Here is an 18959-nt window from a genome sequence, read left to right as displayed (position 1 = left end):
CATGAGCGAGAAGATCGCCGTCCGCACCACCGACGCCCCCGCCCCGGCGCACACGTTTTCCCAGGGCGTGCGCAAGGGCCCGTTCGTCCAGGTCTCAGGCCAGGGCCCGGTCGACCCGGTGACCAACGAGTACCTCTACCCCGGTGACGTGGCGGCGCAGACCACCCGCACCCTGCAGAACGTCAAGGCGATCATCGACGCGAGCGGCGCCACCTTCGACGATGTGGTGATGCTGCGGGTCTATCTCACCAAGCGCGAGGACTTCGCCACGATGAACGAGGCCTACGGCGAATTCGTCACCGCCCACACCACCGGCGACGTACTCCCCAGTCGCACTACGGTTTTCACCGGTCTGCCGCGCGCGGAGATGCTGGTCGAGATCGACGCGATCGCGATCGTCTCGGAGTAGCGCTAGAGCGGGGGATACTCGCGCGCGTCCTCGGGCAATCGGTCGCTGGGCAGCCGGTCGCTCGGCTGCCGAGCTCGGGCGCGGCCGACGAGGGTCGCCAGCAATATCAGGGTGGTCAGGATGAGCACGTGCGCGGTGAAAAGCGCCAGCATCGGCAGGGCGAAGCCCTCGTTGGTGAGGGCGCCGCGCTCGTCCACGCAGTACAGCGTGTAGTTCGTCGAGGTCCCTTCCGAATCGTGGAAGGTGTCCGAGACGACGATCGGCTCGGTGGCCGGAGCCGAACAGAACAGGGGGGCGGTGAGTTTCGCCTCCCCCGGCCAGATCGCGACGGGAATGATCGTGCTGAGGAAACCGGCGCTCACGCCGGCCGAGGCAGCTGTCACGAGAAGGCGCGTCATCGGTTATACCTGCCGCATCCGCAGGAAGGCTCCGGTGCGGTCGAATTCCGCGACGATCTCCGCCCGCGGTGACAGCACGTTGGCGACGATGCGGATCTCGTGGCCGAACCTGCTCACCACGATCACGGTCACCTGCCCGTCCGGCAGGGCGCTCTGCGCGCGGGCGGTGTCGACGATGTCTTCGATTCGCGACAGGCCGGGCACTTCGCTGACCCGGAAGTTCTCGGTGTCGAGGTCGTCGTAGGCCGAAACCCGCACCGGCCGTGGAGCACTGAGCGCACCGAGAGTGAACGAATAGTCGTCGAGCTGCCGCGGCCGGTCCGGTGGCCGGACGCGGAGACGGACGGTGGGTTCACGGGCCGCCAGGTCCTCGCCCGTGGACAGGAACCTGGTGACCTGGTCGGGCTGGTCGTTCAGCACCAGCCGGAACTGGGTGGAATTCGGCGCGGTGAGCAGGAGCAGATTCGCTTCGACGTCGGCGGCGTCGATCCGCCGCGCGATCGCCGCGATCGCCTCCTGCGGCAGCGTACTCACCAATCCCCCGCCGCGAGTACGCATCTGGTCTTCGAAATCCGCGCGATCGACCGCGCCTACGCACCCGCCCGTACCGCTCAGCGCGACCAGGCACACGAGGACCCGAAACCACTTGCCACGGCGCACATCCCGAATGCTAACCGCTGTGCCCCGATCCCGCCGTGCCGTGGCGCGAGATCACCGCGCGTGGGTTATCCACGCGATCCCGATGACGACGATGAGCACCGCTCCCGCGAGCACTCCGCCGAACACCTGCCAGCGGTAGCGGAGCCACTTCTGGGTCATCGACATGTCCTCGCGCACAGCCGAACCCACCGCCCACGGGCCCCACCCCACGGCAAGTTCAGCGAAATCGGCCGACTCCTCCGAACTCACCGCCGGGAGCGGCTGCGTATCGACGAGTGGTTCCGTGCCCATCAGTCCTCCAGCACCACGCCTCTGTGTACTTTTCGCGGACAGTGTGGCACGCCACGGCGCCGCGCACCGGCCCGATGGCGAATCCGGCCCGCGATCATCCCGGCGCGACGGCGGCCGACGCGGATCGTTGCAGGCGAGCGCCCAGCAGCGTCAGGCCGAGAGCGGCGACCAGGAGCAAGGCCAGAGTCCAGGCCAGGATCGAAAACCCGTGTGGCGCGGCGGTTGCCGCGACCATCGGACCCACCGTCGCACCGACGTAGAAACTGAACATGGCGACCGAGGAGGCGGCGGCGCGGGCGTCACCGCCGAGTTCACCCGCGCTCTGCAACACCGCCGGTGCGATCACACCCAGACCACCGACCAGCACCGCCAGCAGCACGGTCAGCACCGCGAGGTGCGAGCCTTCGAAGGTGGCGGCGACCATCGCGATCGTCGCGATCAGCACGCCGAGAACGATCTGGCCGGGCTTGGACAGCCGGGCCAGCGGAATGGCCAGCAACGGCAGCAGCACCATCACCGGAAGCGCGCCCGCACGCAAGGTCAGCAGCTCACCGGATCCTGTCACCAGGCCGGTGAGTTCGATACCGGTGTAGATGCCCACCATGACAGCCATGCTCAGCGCACCCGCGACGAGCATCGGAAGCAGTGGCTTGATGCGGAGCACGGCGGGAATGGCGGCATAGCTGTGCCGTAGCGGCAGGTCTCGGCCGGTGGGCTCGTCCTCGAGCATGACCGCCCGCAGCGCGAAGGCCAGCACCGCGAAAACGACCGCGGAGCCGAGGAATACGGTGCGCCACGGGTACGAGGCGACCACGGCCTGCGAGACGATCTGCGCGATGACGGTGGCGGCCAGGAACGCGGTGGCCACCGACATGGTGACCACGGCCCGATGTCCCGGCGTGATGCGGGTGCCGACATAGGCCATCAGCGCGGGCGGGATGGAGCCGACCACCAGGCCCTGCGCAATCCGCAGCGCGACGGCCACCGGCGCGCTGAACGCCAGACCGGTCAATAGGGTGACCACCGCCGCGACAAGCATGCCGGTAACCAGGACCCGGCGGTGGCCGTAGCGATCCGAGAGCGGGCCGAAGAGTACGAAGCCGCCCGCGTATCCGAAAGCGAAGGCGCTGATGACCCATGTCATCACTCCCGGACCCACGTCCCATTCCGCCTTCATGGCCGTGAACAGCGGTATAGGGGTGTACATCTGACCGGTCGCCAGCAGCGCCGAGAGCACGAAGACGGGCAGCGTGCGCCAGGTCCGAGCCCGCGGCGACGCACTGTGGGCAGGTTCCGTGGCCGAGCCGTCGGCCGGAAGCTGAAGTGTCGGGGTTCCCATGGCGACGACAGTAGGTCCGCCCGAGACCAGCTGTCAACCAAATAGTTGGTTTAATGGAATGGTAAAGTGGCGCCCATGACGGCCAGCACCATCAAACGCAGCGACGCGACACGGCAGGCTCTACTGCGCGCCGCGCGAGACGAATTCGCGCAGTACGGTCTGGCCGGCGCCCGGGTCGATCGCATCGCCGAAGCCGCCGGCGTCAACAAAGAACGCATCTACGGCCTGTTCGGCAGCAAGGACAAGCTGTTCGACGTCATCCTCATCGACACCATGCGCGAGTTCCTGGAAGTCGTGCAGCCGCTCAGCGACACCGAACCCGGCGAGTACGTCGGCAAGCTCTTCGACTACCACCTGGCCAACCCCCAATTGCTGCGCCTGCTGCTGTGGGAGAGCCTGCACCGGGGCGCCGACGCGCACGATATCGACGGCTGGCGCGCCGCGCACTATCTGGCCAAATTCGACCGCGCCCAAGAGCAATTCGGCGTCGACGAACGTCTGGCGGGCCGGCTGTTGCTCGCCCTGTGCGGCCTCGCCAACTGGTCCCACGCCGTCCCGCAGACCACCCGCCTGCTGCTCGGCGACGCCGCGGCGGACACCGACGCCACCCGCGAGTTCATGCAGGAATTCGCGCGGGCGGCGATGCGGAACGAGCAGGCCGGACTCTGGACCGCGTCCGAAACGGCGGCTCCCGCACCGGCAGAGCCGGTCAACTCATTGACCGATCCGGTAGACGCCGCCGCCCAACGCCTGCGCGCGGCCCAGGCCGCCGCCGACGCCGCGCGCGACGAACTCGCCACCGCGCTGCGCGCCGCGCACGCCGCGGGCGCCGGCGCCAACCAACTCGCCCGGCAAGTCGCGGGCACGCTGTCCCGCCCGGTCGTGCTGAAGCTACTGGCCCACTGACGCGACGATGCGCCGGACCGTTCGGAACGGTCCGGCGCATCGACTCGGTGCGGTGGTTACTTCGGCGGTGCGGGAACCATCGGGTCCTTGCACGCCGGGAGCTCCGGCGGGCAGGGCGAAAGGATGGTGGAGAAGTACTGGTAAGCCGAGAACAGCGCGAGCGGGCCGCCGACCGTCAGCAGACCGACCATCGCGCCGACCGCACCGAGGGTAGCCGCGCCCAGGACGCAGCCCGCGATCGTCGCACCGACCCACGGCAGCAGCAGGGCGATGACGGGGCTGGCGATGGTCGCGCCCGCCGCGCCGCCGACGAGGCAGCCGATGCCGCCGCCGAGCACCGCGCCGACGATCGCGCTGATCGCGCTGCCGATGGTGAGACGCTGGGCGAGGACGCCGAGCGCGCCCTGGTCCCGCGGGGTGAAGGATTCGGCGACGCTCTTCAAAGCTTGGTCGGTGGTGACGACTTCGCTCGGCGCGATCGCCGCGACCGGCTGGCCACCGTCGCGGGACGGGGTGAGGAACGCGGTGTTGCCCTCGATCCGGGCGGCGATCGGGTAGGCCGTGGCGTCCATCCGGTAGGTCAGCGGGACGGCGGCGACGGGAGTGTCGTGCGCGTCGGTCACCACGAGCTGGTCACCGACCGTCAGGAGCTTTCCATTGCTGGTCGACACCACGGCGGAGTCGCCCTGGCGGCTCACCTCGTAGTGCACCTCGTTCGGGACCGGCGTGGGCTCGGCGTTGGTGACACCCGAGCTGACGCCTAGAGCCACAGCCGCGAGGGCGGCGGTGACGACTGATCTGTGCAATTTCATGCTGAACCTCATCGATGGATATCAGAGATGGCCGCGACACCGGACTGCGCCGCGGCATGTGGGATGGCCCGCTATTTGCTGGTGTTGATCACGTCGCCGGTGAGGGTCCAGTGGTCGCCTTCGAACCGCTGAATCCGCATGGCTTCGATCGGAAAGGCGTCGCCGGGAGCGGTTTTCACGGTGACGCCGGGCAGCAACAAGTCGACACCGACGTTGTCGAGCGCGCGCATGGCGTCGCGCAAGCCTTCGCGGGTCGGGCATTTCGCCGCTGCCATGGTCTTGTGGAAGGTCTGTGCCATCGCCCAGCCGACCGCCGTGTACTGGTTGGTCGGGTCGGCGCCCGGCGCGTACTGAACCACTTTCTCGCGGTAGGTGCGCATCCCGTTGTCGTCGGTCCACTGCGCGTCGGCGGGGTCCTTCATGAAGGCGACCGACACCACGCCCTGCACGTTCTGGAAGCCGACCGGCTTGAGCATGCTGACGGTGTTCGCGACCTGCGCGAGGATGTGCAGCGGGTTCCAGTCGGTATTGCGGGCTTCGGCGGCCAAGGCCTGGGAGGCGAACTTCGGCGTCGAGAAGTTCAGCAGCACATCGGCTTTGGTGTTCGCCAGATTTCGCAGCTGTGGTTCCACGGACGGATCGGTGACCTCGTAGCTCTGCTCCCCCACGATCTTGACGCCGCTGCCGGCGATGGCTTCGGTGAAGCTGCTCAACAGATCCTTGCCGAAGTCGTCGTTCTGGAAGAGCACCGCGACGGTCGCGTTCGGCCGCTGTTCACGGACGTAGCGCGCGAACGCCTGCCCCTCGGCCCGATAACTGGGCTGCCAGCCGATCGTCCACGGATGTTCGGTATCGGTGCCCCATTTTGTCGCACCGCCCGCGACGAACGCCTGTGGCACCTTGCGCTGATTGAGGTAGTCCCACACCGCGGACGAGGTGGCCGTGCCCAGGGTCGAGAAGACCGCGAACACCTGATCCTGTTCGACGAGCCGGCGGGTCTCCTCCACCGTTTTCGGCGGCTGGTAGCCGTCATCACGCACCAGGTACTCGACCTTGCGGCCGTCGACCCCGTCCTGCTCGGCATTGACATAGTCGAAATACGCGCGGACGCCCTTGGGAAGTTCGCCGTACGCGGAAGCGGGCCCGGACAGCGGGAACACACCGCCGAGTTTGAGGCTCGTGTCGGTGATTCCGGTGGTCTGCTGCCCCTGGCAGTCGCCCTGTCCTACGGTGCCGCCGTCGCCGTCGCGGCCGCCACAGGCGGTGACTGTCAGCAGGACGGCCACCGCCGCTCCGGCGGCGCGGACCGCTCTGGCGCGCATCGGTTTCCGGCGAGGGGATATTTCGAGCATTCGGCCTCCTGCCCACGTTTGAGACGCGGGAAAAACAATCCTTGCGGGACAACACCCTCTGCTGTCCCGCTTGGTCAGGTGGTCAGCGTAAATTCGCTGGTCAGCCCGCGCATCGGCTCCGATGGCCCAAAGTCCGGCCGCGATATTGGCCTCCTGGGACATGGCCGCGACCGCCCCTCGTCGTGTTGACACCCCCGCCGCAGGGATGGAGTATCCGCTTATGTCAGCTAGGTCACATTCGGACAGTGCGTTGTTTCCGGACGAAGTGCAGGCCGAGCGCAAACGCATCATCGGCAACGCCTATGACCACGCCGAGCAGATAGCGGACGCGGGAATGTCGGCGATCCTCGCGCAGATCCCCGGCTACGCGGGGCGCGACGAAACCTTCCACGCCGACGTGCACGACCAATTGACCAGGCTGTCCCGGTCCGGACTCGGCGCGTTCCTGGACCACCGCAAGGTCACCGTCAACGACATCGCCTACGCGCGGCAGGCCGCGGCGCGCCGAGCCAGGGCCGGGATCACGCTGGTCGACTACATCGCCGCGTTCCGGCTCGGGCAGCAGGCGACGTGGAAATCGCTGCTGTCCTTCGCGGGCGAATCCGAGGCCGGGCGGCAGGCCGCGCTGTCGATCGTCGTCCCGCTGGCGCGCTACAACGATCTGATCAGTACCGAGGCGGCCAATGCCTTCCTCGAGTTCCAGCGGTCGTGCGCCTCCGACTCCGGGCGCGAGGGTCAGGAGCTGCTGGAAAGCCTGCTCGCCGGCGCGCTACCCGAGCGTGGACCCCAGCTCGCCCGAGCCAGCGCACACGGCATCGGCGCGGAAAGCACCGCCGCCATGGTGGTCGTCACCGCGACCGTGCTCGGCAGCCAGCAGCGCGGGGAACAGTACGGAACCGAAACCGAGGCAAGACAACTCGCCGCCGCGGCGATGGCGGGCGTCGGAGTGAACGGCTTGCGGACCCTCGCGGTCGTGCGCGGCGCGGAGATCATCGCCGTACCCGCGCTCGGCCGCAGCGCGAGCACCGCGGAACTGTGCGAGCGACTACAGGCGATGCAGTCGAAACTGAGCGCGGCGGGCATCACCCTCGCGGTCGGCGTCAGCACCGTGGTCTCCGGTGTCGCCGCGCTGCCGAAGGCGTATCAGCAGAGTCGCAACGCCCTCGGGCTGCTGCCCGAGGCAGGCGGCGTGCTGGCGCTGCCGCACCTCACGCCGTTCCGCTACCTCATGTTGCGCGCGGACGACACCGCCCGCCATCTCATCGACCCCGGTATCGCGGCGGTGCTGTCCGAGGACAGAATCCGCGGCGGCGTGCTCGCCGATACCATCCGCGCCTTCGCCGCCGCCGATATGAACATCCGCGAAGCCGCCGACAAACTCCGCATCCACCACAACACCGCCAAGTACCGGCTACGGCGCATCCAGGACCTGACCGGACGCAGTGTGCGCAGCATCGACGACCTGGTCGAACTGCTGGTGGCGATCGAACTCCAGCCGGGGTGAGCTACGGTCAGAGCGCCGTGACGCGCGCCAAAGTCCGCGCGCTGCCGTCCACTTCGAGCTGCACGTGCAGCGCGGCGTCGGCGCGCCAGGCCCGGATCCGCACTTCGTCGCCGCTCAGTACCGGACCGGCGTGCTCGAGGATCACCCGATAGGGCCGGGCCCGGAACTCGGGGTAGCGCGCGAGCGCCTCCTCCACCGCCTCCCAGTGCACGGCATTGTTGACGTGGCCGTAGTGGTCGACATCGGTGACCCGCAACGGGAACTGCCACAGTTCGGCGTCCGGGGCGGCGCTTTCGGCCAGGGCGGCCCGCCAGCGCAGCCGGTGGTCGGTGGTGGCCGCGAGCATCGGCGCCATGAATCGGTCGCTCATCCGGGCCGGCCGCCCCGCCTCGATATCGACGTGGATGAGGAACATCTCCGTCTCGATCAGGCCGCCGTTCTCGCTGTCGATCTTGATCCGCATATTGCACCAGCGATTCGACAGCGCGGCGGGCCAGCGCCGCAGGTGCACCTGATCGCCGAACTCGATCGGCCGCAGCACATCGATCACGGTGCGGCGCACGATCCAGCCGGGATGCAGGTCACCCTCCTCGACCACGGTGAGGTGGTCGTACCCGATGTCCTGGAGATACCGCGCCACCCCGTCCAGCCGTAGCCGCTGGCGGTCATCGGTGTCACCCAGCCGCACCGGCCACTGCTCGTGGAACGCCCGGCTCTCGTCCAGGCACGCGGGCAACGGAAAAGCGATGTCTGCCAACCGGTCGACGGTCGTGGCGGTCTCCATGAACGCTCCCTTCCCGAAGGTCAGCCGCGAGCGTACCGACCGGCCCGCGCGACCTGCCCGCCGACACGACGGAAGCAGGGCGCGGGCCGGCCGAACTCACAGGAGGTCGCCCAGGATTCGGCCCACCAAGCCCATGTTCTCGGGCTGATCGAAATCTCCGTGCGCGCACTCCACCTCGAAAACGTCCATGCGCCCACGGATATAAGGCCGCCAGGCCTGCTCGAGCTCACTCCTCGGATCCTCGGGACGGTTGCCCTCCGCGTCCACCGTGGCGGCGAATATGGTCGCGTCGCCGTCGAAACAGGGCGTGCTGAATCCCGCCAGCAGCTTGCTGTTGTTGATAAGCACCCGGGTGGCCCGCTCCGCCAGACTTTGGATCTCCGGCGATTCGAGCTGGTCACCGAAACGGTCGGCCACCCAGTCCCGGATGCTGGCCAGCGCGTCGTCTTCGGAGATATCCGGTTCGGGTTCCGAGCTCACCGGCGGTTTGCTGTCCATGATGCCGAGCATTCCGATCGACTTGCCGCGGGCAGCCAGTTCGCTCGCGAGCGAGTGCGCGACGATTCCGCCGTAGGACCAACCCAGCAGGTAGTACGGCCCTTCGGGCTGGCGTTCGACGATCCGGTCGATGTAGTCCTCGATCATGTCCTGATACGACTCGGCCGGCGCGCCTCCGTTCAGGCCCCGGGATTGCATCGCGATGACCGGCCGGTCGGGCAGATCCCGGCCGAGGCGCTGGTAGAACCAGCCGAGTCCACCGCCGGGATGCAGGCACCACAGCGGCTCGCGCGAGCCGGAGCTCTTCAACGTCAGCACCTGATCGAAATCCATGCCGGTGCTGTCGTCGTCGAGTCGCGGCGCGAGTTCGGCGACGGTGGGGGCGTCGAAGATCACCCGCACGGGAACCTCCGCCCCCAGCGTCGCGCGGATCAGACTGGTGAGTCGAGTCGCCAGCAGCGAGTGACCGCCCAGCGCGAAGAAGTCGTCGTCGATACCGACCCGCGCCACGCCCAATATTTCGCTGAACAGCTCGGCCAAGGCCTGCTCACGCTCGGTGCGCGGCGCTCGATATTCCTTCGCGGACAAAAGTTCTGGATCCGGCAGGGCTTTACGGTCGAGTTTGCCGGTCGCGGTCAGCGGCACCGCGTCGAGCACCAGCACCGTCGCGGGCACCATGAACTCCGGCAACCTGTCCGCCGCCCAGCGCCGCACATCCGCCGCCAGCAGACCCGCCTGCGGATTGTTCGCCAACCCGCTCACCGCACCTTGCGCGGGATACACATCGGTCAACGGACGGCCCGAAATCGAGTCCGGTTCGAGGAATACCGCCTCCATGTGGCCCGGCTCCGCGGACCAGGTGACCGCGGTCGTGTACCCGAGCTCGGCACCCAGGACATGCAGATCCTCGGGCAGCACGCCCACGTCGGCCCGCGCGGACACCAGTTCGAGCGTGCCTTCGAAACCGACCGCGAGCCCAGCGTTCTCGCCGGGCCGCACCGGCTGGTCCGACCGGATTCGACGCGCGGCCTCAACCTCGCCGGTCAGCCCGGCGTGCGGGATCGCGGTGACACGCAGACCCTCGGGGTGGCGGGTGCGCAAGTGCGCGCGCAACCGCTCGAGCTCACGGAACCGCACCGCGGGCACGTCGGCAACGGAGATCGGCGTTGCCGGAGACCGGTGCAGAACGACGTCGTAGCGATACCGAGTCAGCTCATTGACCGAGTACCCGCGCTTGAGCCGGATATCGACGGCGTCGAAGGCAGTTGTCTCAGCACACAATCCGGAGAAGTACTCCGGCGCGAGCAAGAGCTCTTGCTCGGCGGCGATGTCGCGACGGACCCGGTCCGCCACCACTGCCGGATCGTCACCGCCGTTACGACTCACCTGTACCGCGGTCGCGAACTCCTCCAGCAACGCGTAATTCCGCACGTCACCCACGAACACCGCACCACCGGGCGCCAGCAACCCCGCCACCCGCTCCAGCACACTACGGAGATAACCGTGACTGGGGAAATACTGAATGACCGAATTCAACACCACTGTGTCGAAATAATTCTCGGGCAAACCGGTGATGTCGTCGGCCGCCTGCGCACTCAACACCACGCGATCAGCCCATCCGGCACCGAGCTCACCCAGCTGCCGGCGCAGCGCGGCGATCGTCGCGGCCGACAGATCCGTCGCCCAGTACTCGGCACAGTCCGGGGCCACCTGGGACAGCAGCAGACCCGAGCCCACGCCGATCTCGAGCACCCGGCCGAGACCCAGCCCGCGGATCCGATCGACAGTCGTGCCCCGCCATTCCCGCATTTGTTCCAGCGGAATCGGTTCTCCGGTATAGCTGCTGTTCCAGCCTTCGAAACCGGCACCGAACTCGTCCATGGTCTCGACCGCGACCGGACTGTCCAGGCTCTCTTGATCGGCAGCGGAATACAGGTCGTCATACACCTTGCGCCACTGACCGACCAGTTCATCCTCGCCGACGGCGGGCCCGGACCTGTCAGCGACGACATACCCGACCAGCTGCTTGCCGCCGGTCCCGGTATCCCGAGCCACCACAACGGCCTGCGACACCGACGGGTGTTGCGCCAGCACGGTTTCGACCTCGCCCGGTTCCACCCGGAAGCCGCGGATCTTGACCTGATCGTCGACTCGTCCGCCGAACTCCAACTGGCCGCCGGCGTTCCAGCGCACGACATCGCCGGTCCGGTACAACCGGCCACCGGCGGGATCGAACGGATCGGCGACGAACCGGGCCGCGGTCAGCCCCGCCTTGCCGTGGTAGCCGCGCGCCAATTGCGCACCCGCCACGTACAACTCCCCCGTCACTCCGACCGGCACCGGGGTCAACCCTGAATCCAGCACGTAGACGCGCGTATTGGCGACCGGCGTTCCGATCGGCACGACCGTGCCCGGCATCTGGTCCGGCACGTTGAAGGCCGTCACGTAAACCGTCGCCTCGGTCGGGCCGTACAGGTTGTCCATCCGGACTCCGCCCCACCTGGACCGCACCGCCTCGACGACTCCGCCGGTCAACGAGTCGGCTCCGGTATTGACCTGGCGCAGGCTCTGGAAACTGTTGTCCGGCAACGAATCCGAATATTCGAACAACGCCGACAACAGCGGCGGGGTCGCGAACATCTTCGTCACCGCCCGGGTCTGGACCAGGTGCGTGATCTCCGCCGGGTCCGACCGCTGCGCACTGGCCACCACCAGCGCCGCGCCGCCGCACAGGGCGGGCCAGATCTCATAGCTCGACGCATCGAAGGCGACCGAAGAATGCATCAGCACCCGATCGCCGGTCTCGGCCTGCCACGCCTGGGACACGAGATTCACCGCGTTGCGGTGCGTAACCGCCACGCCTTTCGGCACGCCGGTCGATCCGGACGTGTAGATCACATAGGCCAGGTGCTGCGGGCGCAACGCACCGAACTCGACGCCGTCGACCGTGCTCGGCCGCGTCAGGTCGGGGTCGTCGAGGTGGATGTGCGGTATCGCGCCGTGCTCGGGCAGCAGGCGAGCGGTTGCGGAATCGCTGACCAGAACAACCGGCGACGCGTCGGCGAGGATGTAGGCCAGCCGATCCGACGAATAACCCGGATCGATGGGCAGATACCCGCCACCGGCCCGCAATACACCCAGCAATGCCACGATCAGCTCGAGCGACCTGGGCAGCGCGACCGCCACAATGCTGTCCGGCCCCACTCCGTGCGCCACCAACCTGGCCGCCAGCGTATCCACGCGAGCCGCCAGGTCCTCATACGAGATCTCGGTATCGCCGCACATTACGGCGACGGCATCCGGCGCCTTGCGCACCCGCGCCTGGAACAGGCCGATCAACGTGAGATTCGCGTCGATCTCGACGGCGGTGTTGTTCCACCGCCGCAGAACCGATTCCTGCTCGCCGCTGTCGAGCACGTCGATCGCCCGCACCGGGACGGACGAGTCGGACACCACCTGACGCAATACGCGCACCAGTCGCGCCGCGATCGCCTCGACGGTGGACCGGTCGAACAGGTCCGTCGCGTATTCGACGAACCCGCCCCACGGCTGGCCGGCCGGGGCATTCGCGATATTGAAGAACAGGTCGAACCGCGAGGCCGCGATGGAGGCGTTGAACGGCTCGAACTCGACTCCGGAGAACTCCATCGTGGGCATGGCGTTGTTCTGGAACGCCAGCGACACCTGGAACAGCGGATGGTGCGCCGCCGACCGGACCGGGTTGAGCATCTCCACCAGCAGCTCGAACGGCGCGTCCTGATTCTCGTAGGCCGCCAGTGATTTCGCCCGGACCTGGTCCACGATCTCGGTGAACGAGACATCCGGAGCGACCGCCGCGCGCAGCACCCAGGTATTGACGAAGAAGCCGACCAGATCGGTCAGCGCGTCATCGGTGCGACCCGCGATCGGCGCGCCGATCGGAATGTCTTCGCCCGCACCGAGTTTGGACAACAGCACCGCCAGCGCCGACTGCAACACCATCGACACCGTCGCACCGGCGCCGGCGGCCACCCGCTCCACCCCGGCGCGCACCTCGGCGTCGATGCCGAACAGCACCAGGTCGCCGCGATAGCTCGCCACTCGCGGCCGGGGCCGGTCGAACGGCAGCCGCAGCTGCTCGGGCAGTCCGTCGAGTTCGGCCCGCCAGTAGTCGAACTGCTGGGCCAGGACGCTGTCCGGGTCCTCCGGCGAACCCAGCAATTCCTGTTGCCACAACGCGTAATCGACGTACTGCACCGGCAACGGCCGCCACCCGGGCGCTCGTTGTTCCAGTCGTGCCGAATAGGCCGTAGCCAGGTCCCGCAACAGCGGGCCCATCGACCAGCCGTCACCGGCGATGTGATGGATCAGCAGCACCAGCACACACTCCTCGGCGTCGCTGCGCACCACCGTGACCCGGATCGGGATCTGCGTCGACAGATCGAAGCCGTATCGCACCGCCTCGGTGACCGCGGCCTCGACGTCGGCGGGCCGCACATCGGTCACCGTGAAGGGAACCTCGGCGTCGGCGGCGTCGACCACCCGCTGCGCGGGCACGCCGCCCACTTCCACGAAGGAGGTGCGCAGGCTCTCGTGCCGAGCGACCACATCGTCGATCGCCTGACGCAGCACCGACACATCCACGCCGCGCAACCGCACGGCGAGCGGGATGTTGTAGGTAGCGGAGGGTCCTTCCAGCCGATGGATGAACCACAGCCGCCGCTGCGCGAACGACAGCGGGACGATCTCCGGCCGCGGCCGGGGCGCCAGCAAGGTCCGCACCTGTCGCCCGGCATCGAGCCGGCTCGCCAGCTGCGCGACGGTCGGGGCGTCGAAGACCGTCCGGATCGGGACCTCCACGCCCAGCACCGCCCGGATCCGGCTCACCAGGCGGGTGGCCAGCAACGAGTGGCCGCCCAGCTCGAAGAAGCTGTCGTCGACGCCGACCCGCCCGATTTCCAGGATTTCGGCGAACAACTCGGCCAGCGCCTGTTCCCGGCTGGTCCCCGGCGCCCGATAGCGCACCGAGGACACCAATTCCGGCTCGGGCAACGCGGCGCGATCCAGTTTCCCGTTGGCCGTCAACGGCACGGACTCGAGCACCGTCACCGCCGCCGGCACCATGTAGTCCGGCAACCGCTCGGCCGCGAAGGCGCGGACCTGAGCCACGTCGAGCCCGGCACTGCTCCGGTCGGCGACCACGTACCCGAGCAATCGCTGACCGCCGGTGCCGATCTCGGCGGCGATCACCACGGCCTGCCGCACCGAGGGATGCTGAGCCAGCACGGCTTCGACCTCACCGGGCTCCACCCGGAAGCCACGGATCTTCACCTGATCATCGACACGGCCCGCGAACTCCAACTGCCCGTCGCTGTTCCAGCGCACCACATCGCCGGTGCGATACAACCGGCCACCGGCCGGATCGAACGGATTCGCCACGAACCGGGCGGCGGTCAAGCCAGCCTTGCCGTGATACCCGCGAGCCAGCTGAGTTCCCGCCATATACAACTCGCCCGGCACCCCGACCGGAACCGGCGTCAACGCCGAATCCAGCACGTAGGCCCGCATATTGGCCAACGGGGTCCCGATCGGCACCGGGACCGCCGACACGTCGTCCACGTCGAAGATCGTGGCGAATACCGTGCTCTCGGTCGGACCGTAGCCATTGTTGAGCCGCGCACCGCCGAGGCGGTCTCGCAATCGACTCACCAAACCCGACGGCAGCTCGGCGCCACCGGCGATCACCTGCTTCAGACTCCGGAAAACGTTGCCCGGCAAGTCGTCCGCATAATCGAGTACCGCCGACAACAAAGCCGGAGTCGCGAACATCCGAGTCACCGAACAATCAGCGATCAACGCGGTGATCTCACCCGGATCCGAACGCTCCGCACCCGCCACCACCACCGCACCACCACTGATCAACGCAGGCCAAACCTCATACGTCGACGCATCGAAAGCCACCGACGAATGCATCAACACCCGCTCCCCCGGACCGGTCGACCAACCCTGCGACGCCAGATTGCGGAGGTTATGGTGAGTGACCGCAACACCTTTGGGCACACCGGTCGACCCCGAGGTGTAGATCAAATACGCCAGACTCTCCGGCCGCACCGCGGGGAGATGATCACCTCGTGCTCGTTCATCGCGCCCATCGGATTCGATCGCGTCCAGATAGAACCGCGGAGTGCCGCTCTCCGGCAGCGTATGGGCGACGGCACGCTCGGTCACGATGACGACCGGCGCCGCGTCGGCGAGGATGAACGCCAGTCGATCCGACGGATAGGCCGGGTCGATCGGCAGATAGCCGCCACCCGCTTTCAGCACGGCGAGCAGCGCCACGATCAAGTCCGCCGATTTGGGCAGCGCCACCGCCACGACCACCTCGGGACCGACGCCCTGCGACCTCAGCTCGCAGGCCAGTCGTTCGGCGCGGGTGTCGAGCTCCCGGTAGGTCAGCTCGGCGTCCGCGGACACGACGGCGATCGCGTCGGGTGTCGCGGCGACCCGGGTTCGGATCAGGTCCACGATGCTCGTGCCGGGGAATTCCGCGGCGGTGTCATTCCACTTGCGCAGCACCAGTTCTCGTTCGTCACCGCCGAGCACGTCGATAGCGCGCACCGGCGCGGACAGGTCTTGCGCGACCTGAGCGAGGATTCGCCCCAGCCGGGCCCCCAGCGCCTCCGCCGTGCCCCGATCGAAGACATCGGTGCGATATTCCAGGTGCAGCGTCAAGGCCGGGGTGGCATTGGCGATGAGGGTGAGCGGGTAATGCGAGGGCGTATTGGGCCGCGGGTCGGTGATGACCAGACCACTGGAGGTGGTCGCCGCACCGATTCCGGCCTGGTCGACCGGGTAGGACTCGAACGCGATCAGGGTGTCGAACAGGATATTCAGCCCGGTCGCCTGATGGATATCGCTCAAACCCACATGATGGTGATCCAGCAGGGCGACCTGGCGGGCCTGCACATCGGTCAGCACATCGGCCACGGTGTCCCGCGGGCCGAAACGCACGCGGACCGGCACCGTGTTGATGAACAACCCGACCATCGCATCCACGCCCGCGATCGACGGCGGACGACCCGACACGGTCGCGCCCGCGATCACATCGTGGCGGCCGGTCGAGGCCGCCAGCAGCATCCCCCACCCGCCCTGCACCACGGTGTTCACGGTGAGGCCGAGGGCCGCGGCTTGCCTGCTCAATGCCGTGGCGGTTTCGGCGGGCAGCGGTACTTCGATCCGCTCGACACCGGCCGACGACGCATTGCCGCCCGGGTCGGCGCCGGCCAGCAGCGTAGGTTCTTGCACGCCCGCGAGCTCATGTGACCAAGCCGCCACGCCCGCCGCGGAATCCTGACGGCTCAGCCACTTCAGGAACTCCGTGTAGTCGGGAGCTTGCGGCAGCGCCGTGTTGTCCGCACCGGAAGCGTAGAGCCGCAGCAGGTCCTGGATGAGCAGCGGCATCGACCAGCCGTCCAGCAGCACGTGGTGGGCGGTGAGCACCAGCTCCGAACGCTGAGCGGTCATCGGCGCCAGCGTCAGCCGCAGCAACGGCGGGACCTCGGTGTCGAAGTGCGCGTCGAGGTCCTCGGCGAGCACACCCGCCAAGGCCGTGGCACGGTCGTCCGGTTCGAGGTCACGCAGATCCACTACGCGCCAAGGCAATCCGACATTGTCGACGACCACTTGGATCGGAGTGCCGGCACGATCGGCGGCGAACGCCACCCGCAGGTTCGGATACCGATCCAGCAGGGCTTGTCCGGCCGCCCGCAAGCGGATCGGATCTACCGCACCGGCGAGCCCGAACACGACCTGCATGTGATAGGCATCGAAGCCGGACCCGGCCAGCTCTTGATGGAACAGCAATCCCGACTGCATCGAGGTCAGCGGCCACACATCCACCAACCGCGGATACCGCTGCTCCAGAACCTCGATCTCATCCTGACCCAACCGCACCAGAGACACATCCGACGGCGTCAAACCACCCGAGCCGGACGTCACGGCGTGCCGGGCCATCCCCGAGACCGCACTACGCCACAGCTCCGCCAGCTCCCGTATCTCGTCCTCCGCCAGCACTTCCCGCGGCGCGGCGAAGACCGCCTGCAATACCGGTCCGGCATCGGTGTCGACCACCATCGCGTTCACATCCAGCACCGACAGCACCGGCATAGCCGAGGTCGCCGGATCGAGTGCGGTGATCAGCTGTCCGGCGTCGACCGCGGGTGTCCAGCCCGCCCCTTGGAGTCGTTGTGGCAGCAGGTCGGTGGAGGTGAAACGGCCCAGATAGTTGAACCCGATCTGACCGGTCGAATACTTCTCCAGCTCGACCGCGGTCTCCGGATTCAGATACCGCAGCAACCCGAAACCGATGCCCTTGTCCGGCACCGCACGCAGTTGCTCCTTCACCGACTTGAACAAACGCCCCGCGGCGGGACCGCCGGCACACAGCTGATCCCACTCGGTTTCGGCAGCCAAGCGCACCGGGAACACACTGGTGAACCAGCCGACCGTGTTCGACAGATCGGCACCGGGCACAGCGCCTTCCTCGCGACCGTGACCCTCCAATCGCACCAGCACCGAATCCGCGCGCACACCGCGGTCGTGCCGCCAACGGGTCACCGCCGCAGCCAAGGCCGCCAGCAATCCGTCCTCGACACCACCGTGGAACAGCGCGGGCAACTCGGTCAGCAAGGTCTCGGTCTCGGCCAGGGGAATCTGCACCTGGATATTCCGGGCGGTAGCCATCACGTCGATCCGCGGATCCAACGGCCGGCGACCGAGCATCGGGTCGGGGCCGTCCAGCACCGAACGCCACCGGGGCAATTCCGCCACCCGCTCGGGCCGCCCGGCCTGTTCGACCAAGCCGTGCGCCCAGCGCCGCACCGAGGTGCCCGACCCCGTCAGCACCGGCGTCGAACCCGCCGACACCGCCTGCCACGCCAACGCCAAGTCCGGCAACAGGATTCGCCACGAAACCCCGTCGATGACCAGGTGGTGCGCCACGATCGCCAGCTTGCCCGCCCGGGTGGGCCCGGCATCGAACCAGACGAACCGCACCATCGTCCCGGCCGCGGGGGCCAACTGTCCGGCGGCCGCCGCCAGCTCGGAAACCACCGCGCCCGCGGTGTCGTCGACCGTGGCGATCTCGACCCGGCGCACCAGCCGGTCCACCGCCACCGCGCCGACCGGCGCCACGTCGAGTCCCGCGCCACGCTCGTCATCGACCAGTCGCGCGCGCAACATGTCATGGCGGTCGATCACCGCCGACAGCGTCGCTGTCAAGCCCGCTCGGTCTATGCCCACCGGCAGATCCAGCAGCAACGACTGGCTGAAGCCGTCGAAGCTCGTCCCGCCGATCGCGCGCACGAACCGCGCCACCGGCAGCAACGGCATCCAGCCCACGCCGCCGCCCGGCAACTCCGCCAAGACGGGGACCGCCGCGGCACGGCCGCTCGATACCGCGGCCAGCGCGGCCGCCGTCCGGTGCTCGAACACCTCCCGGGGACTGATTTCGACCCCCAGCTCACGGGCGCGGGACACCACCTGGATCGAGCGAATGCTGTCGCCGCCCAGCTCGAAGAAGCTGTCGTCCACACCCACCCGCTCCAGCCCCAGTACCTCGGCGAATACGCCCGCCAGGACCCGCTCCTGATCGTTTCGAGGCGCGCGGTAGCGCGTCGACGAGCTCAACTCCGGCTCCGGCAACGCGGCGCGATCGAGCTTGCCGGTCGGTGTCAACGGCACCGAGTCGATGATCAGCACCACCGTCGGCACCATGAAATCCGGCAGCCGCTCGGCCGCGAAAGCACGGACCTGCGCGCCGTCGAGCTCGTCTCCGGCCGGATTGGTTCGATCGGCGACCACATAGCCGACCAGCTGCTTGGCCCCGGTACCGATGACGCGGGCCACCACCACTGCCTGGTGTACCGAAGGATGTTGCGCGAGAACGGTTTCGACCTCACCTGGCTCCACCCGGAAGCCACGGATCTTCACCTGATCATCGACCCGGCCCGCGAACTCCAACTGCCCG

General features: G+C 68.1%; 11 protein-coding genes (1 of these 11 running past the window's edge). 3 read left to right on the top strand and 8 right to left on the bottom strand.

The window, feature by feature from the left end:
- The first annotated feature begins 1 nt into the window (after position 1).
- A complete protein-coding gene (locus BJ987_RS23370) occupies positions 2-409 on the top strand; it encodes a RidA family protein (protein WP_209893974.1) in 408 nt (135 codons plus the stop codon).
- A gap of 2 nt (positions 410-411) precedes the next feature.
- On the opposite strand, the gene BJ987_RS23365 is transcribed toward BJ987_RS23370, so the two are convergent.
- The 4 genes from BJ987_RS23365 to BJ987_RS23350 all read right to left on the bottom strand — a co-directional run bounded on the left by BJ987_RS23365 (position 412) and on the right by BJ987_RS23350 (position 3097).
- A complete protein-coding gene (locus BJ987_RS23365; RefSeq protein WP_209893972.1) occupies positions 412-807 on the bottom strand; it encodes a hypothetical protein in 396 nt (131 codons plus the stop codon).
- 3 nt (positions 808-810) lie between these two features.
- Positions 811-1467 (bottom strand): hypothetical protein, encoded by a 657-nt coding sequence (locus BJ987_RS23360; protein ID WP_209893969.1) that lies wholly within the window; start codon positions 1465-1467, stop codon positions 811-813.
- Between the two features lie 51 nt (positions 1468-1518).
- On the bottom strand, positions 1519-1758 hold the full coding sequence (locus tag BJ987_RS23355; protein WP_209893966.1) for a hypothetical protein: 240 nt from the start codon (positions 1756-1758) through the stop codon (positions 1519-1521).
- Between the two features lie 94 nt (positions 1759-1852).
- On the bottom strand, positions 1853-3097 hold the full coding sequence (locus tag BJ987_RS23350; RefSeq protein ID WP_209893964.1) for an MFS transporter: 1245 nt from the start codon (positions 3095-3097) through the stop codon (positions 1853-1855).
- 75 nt (positions 3098-3172) lie between these two features.
- Between BJ987_RS23350 and BJ987_RS23345 the strand changes: the two genes are divergently transcribed.
- Positions 3173-4003: a TetR/AcrR family transcriptional regulator gene (locus tag BJ987_RS23345; RefSeq protein ID WP_245366095.1), complete on the top strand. Its 831-nt coding sequence runs from the start codon at positions 3173-3175 to the stop codon at positions 4001-4003.
- A gap of 56 nt (positions 4004-4059) precedes the next feature.
- Here BJ987_RS23345 and BJ987_RS23340 read toward each other — a convergent pair whose 3' ends face one another.
- Both BJ987_RS23340 and BJ987_RS23335 read right to left on the bottom strand, forming a co-directional pair.
- A complete protein-coding gene (locus tag BJ987_RS23340; protein ID WP_209893962.1) occupies positions 4060-4815 on the bottom strand; it encodes a DUF8020 domain-containing protein in 756 nt (251 codons plus the stop codon).
- Between the two features lie 71 nt (positions 4816-4886).
- Positions 4887-6167, bottom strand: coding sequence for an ABC transporter substrate-binding protein (locus tag BJ987_RS23335; RefSeq protein ID WP_245366094.1), 1281 nt, complete (start codon positions 6165-6167; stop codon positions 4887-4889).
- 220 nt (positions 6168-6387) lie between these two features.
- Here BJ987_RS23335 and BJ987_RS23330 point away from each other — a divergent pair, with 220 nt between their 5' ends.
- Positions 6388-7671, top strand: coding sequence for a PucR family transcriptional regulator (locus BJ987_RS23330; RefSeq protein WP_209893960.1), 1284 nt, complete (start codon positions 6388-6390; stop codon positions 7669-7671).
- 7 nt (positions 7672-7678) lie between these two features.
- Here the strand turns inward: BJ987_RS23330 and BJ987_RS23325 are convergent, their stop codons facing one another.
- Complete coding sequence (locus BJ987_RS23325) at positions 7679-8455, bottom strand: acyl-[acyl-carrier-protein] thioesterase (protein WP_209893958.1); 777 nt, start codon at positions 8453-8455, stop codon at positions 7679-7681.
- Between the two features lie 96 nt (positions 8456-8551).
- A protein-coding gene (locus tag BJ987_RS23320) for a non-ribosomal peptide synthase/polyketide synthase (protein WP_209893956.1) crosses the window boundary here: on the bottom strand, positions 8552-18959 show its 3' portion. 10412 nt of this gene lie beyond the right edge of the window; the window shows 10408 of its 20820 coding nt (coding positions 10413-20820); its start codon lies off the right edge, out of view — the gene reads right to left on this strand; its stop codon occupies positions 8552-8554.

It is taken from the genome of Nocardia goodfellowii (assembly GCF_017875645.1).
Classification (GTDB): Bacteria; Actinomycetota; Actinomycetes; order Mycobacteriales; family Mycobacteriaceae; genus Nocardia; species Nocardia goodfellowii.
This window is presented reverse-complemented; position numbering and strand designations above follow the sequence as displayed.

Bases quoted from the DNA above. Each gene is read 5' to 3' on its own strand.
- BJ987_RS23370 (WP_209893974.1), top strand. From the start codon at position 2: ATGAGCGAGAAGATCGCCGTCCGCACCACCGACGCCCCCGCCCCGGCG.
- BJ987_RS23365 (WP_209893972.1), bottom strand. From the start codon at position 807: ATGACGCGCCTTCTCGTGACAGCTGCCTCGGCCGGCGTGAGCGCCGGT.
- BJ987_RS23355 (WP_209893966.1), bottom strand. From the start codon at position 1,758: ATGGGCACGGAACCACTCGTCGATACGCAGCCGCTCCCGGCGGTGAGT.
- BJ987_RS23350 (WP_209893964.1), bottom strand. From the start codon at position 3,097: ATGGGAACCCCGACACTTCAGCTTCCGGCCGACGGCTCGGCCACGGAA.
- BJ987_RS23345 (WP_245366095.1), top strand. From the start codon at position 3,173: ATGACGGCCAGCACCATCAAACGCAGCGACGCGACACGGCAGGCTCTA.
- BJ987_RS23340 (WP_209893962.1), bottom strand. From the start codon at position 4,815: ATGAAATTGCACAGATCAGTCGTCACCGCCGCCCTCGCGGCTGTGGCT.
- BJ987_RS23335 (WP_245366094.1), bottom strand. From the start codon at position 6,167: ATGCTCGAAATATCCCCTCGCCGGAAACCGATGCGCGCCAGAGCGGTC.
- BJ987_RS23330 (WP_209893960.1), top strand. From the start codon at position 6,388: ATGTCAGCTAGGTCACATTCGGACAGTGCGTTGTTTCCGGACGAAGTG.
- BJ987_RS23325 (WP_209893958.1), bottom strand. From the start codon at position 8,455: ATGGAGACCGCCACGACCGTCGACCGGTTGGCAGACATCGCTTTTCCG.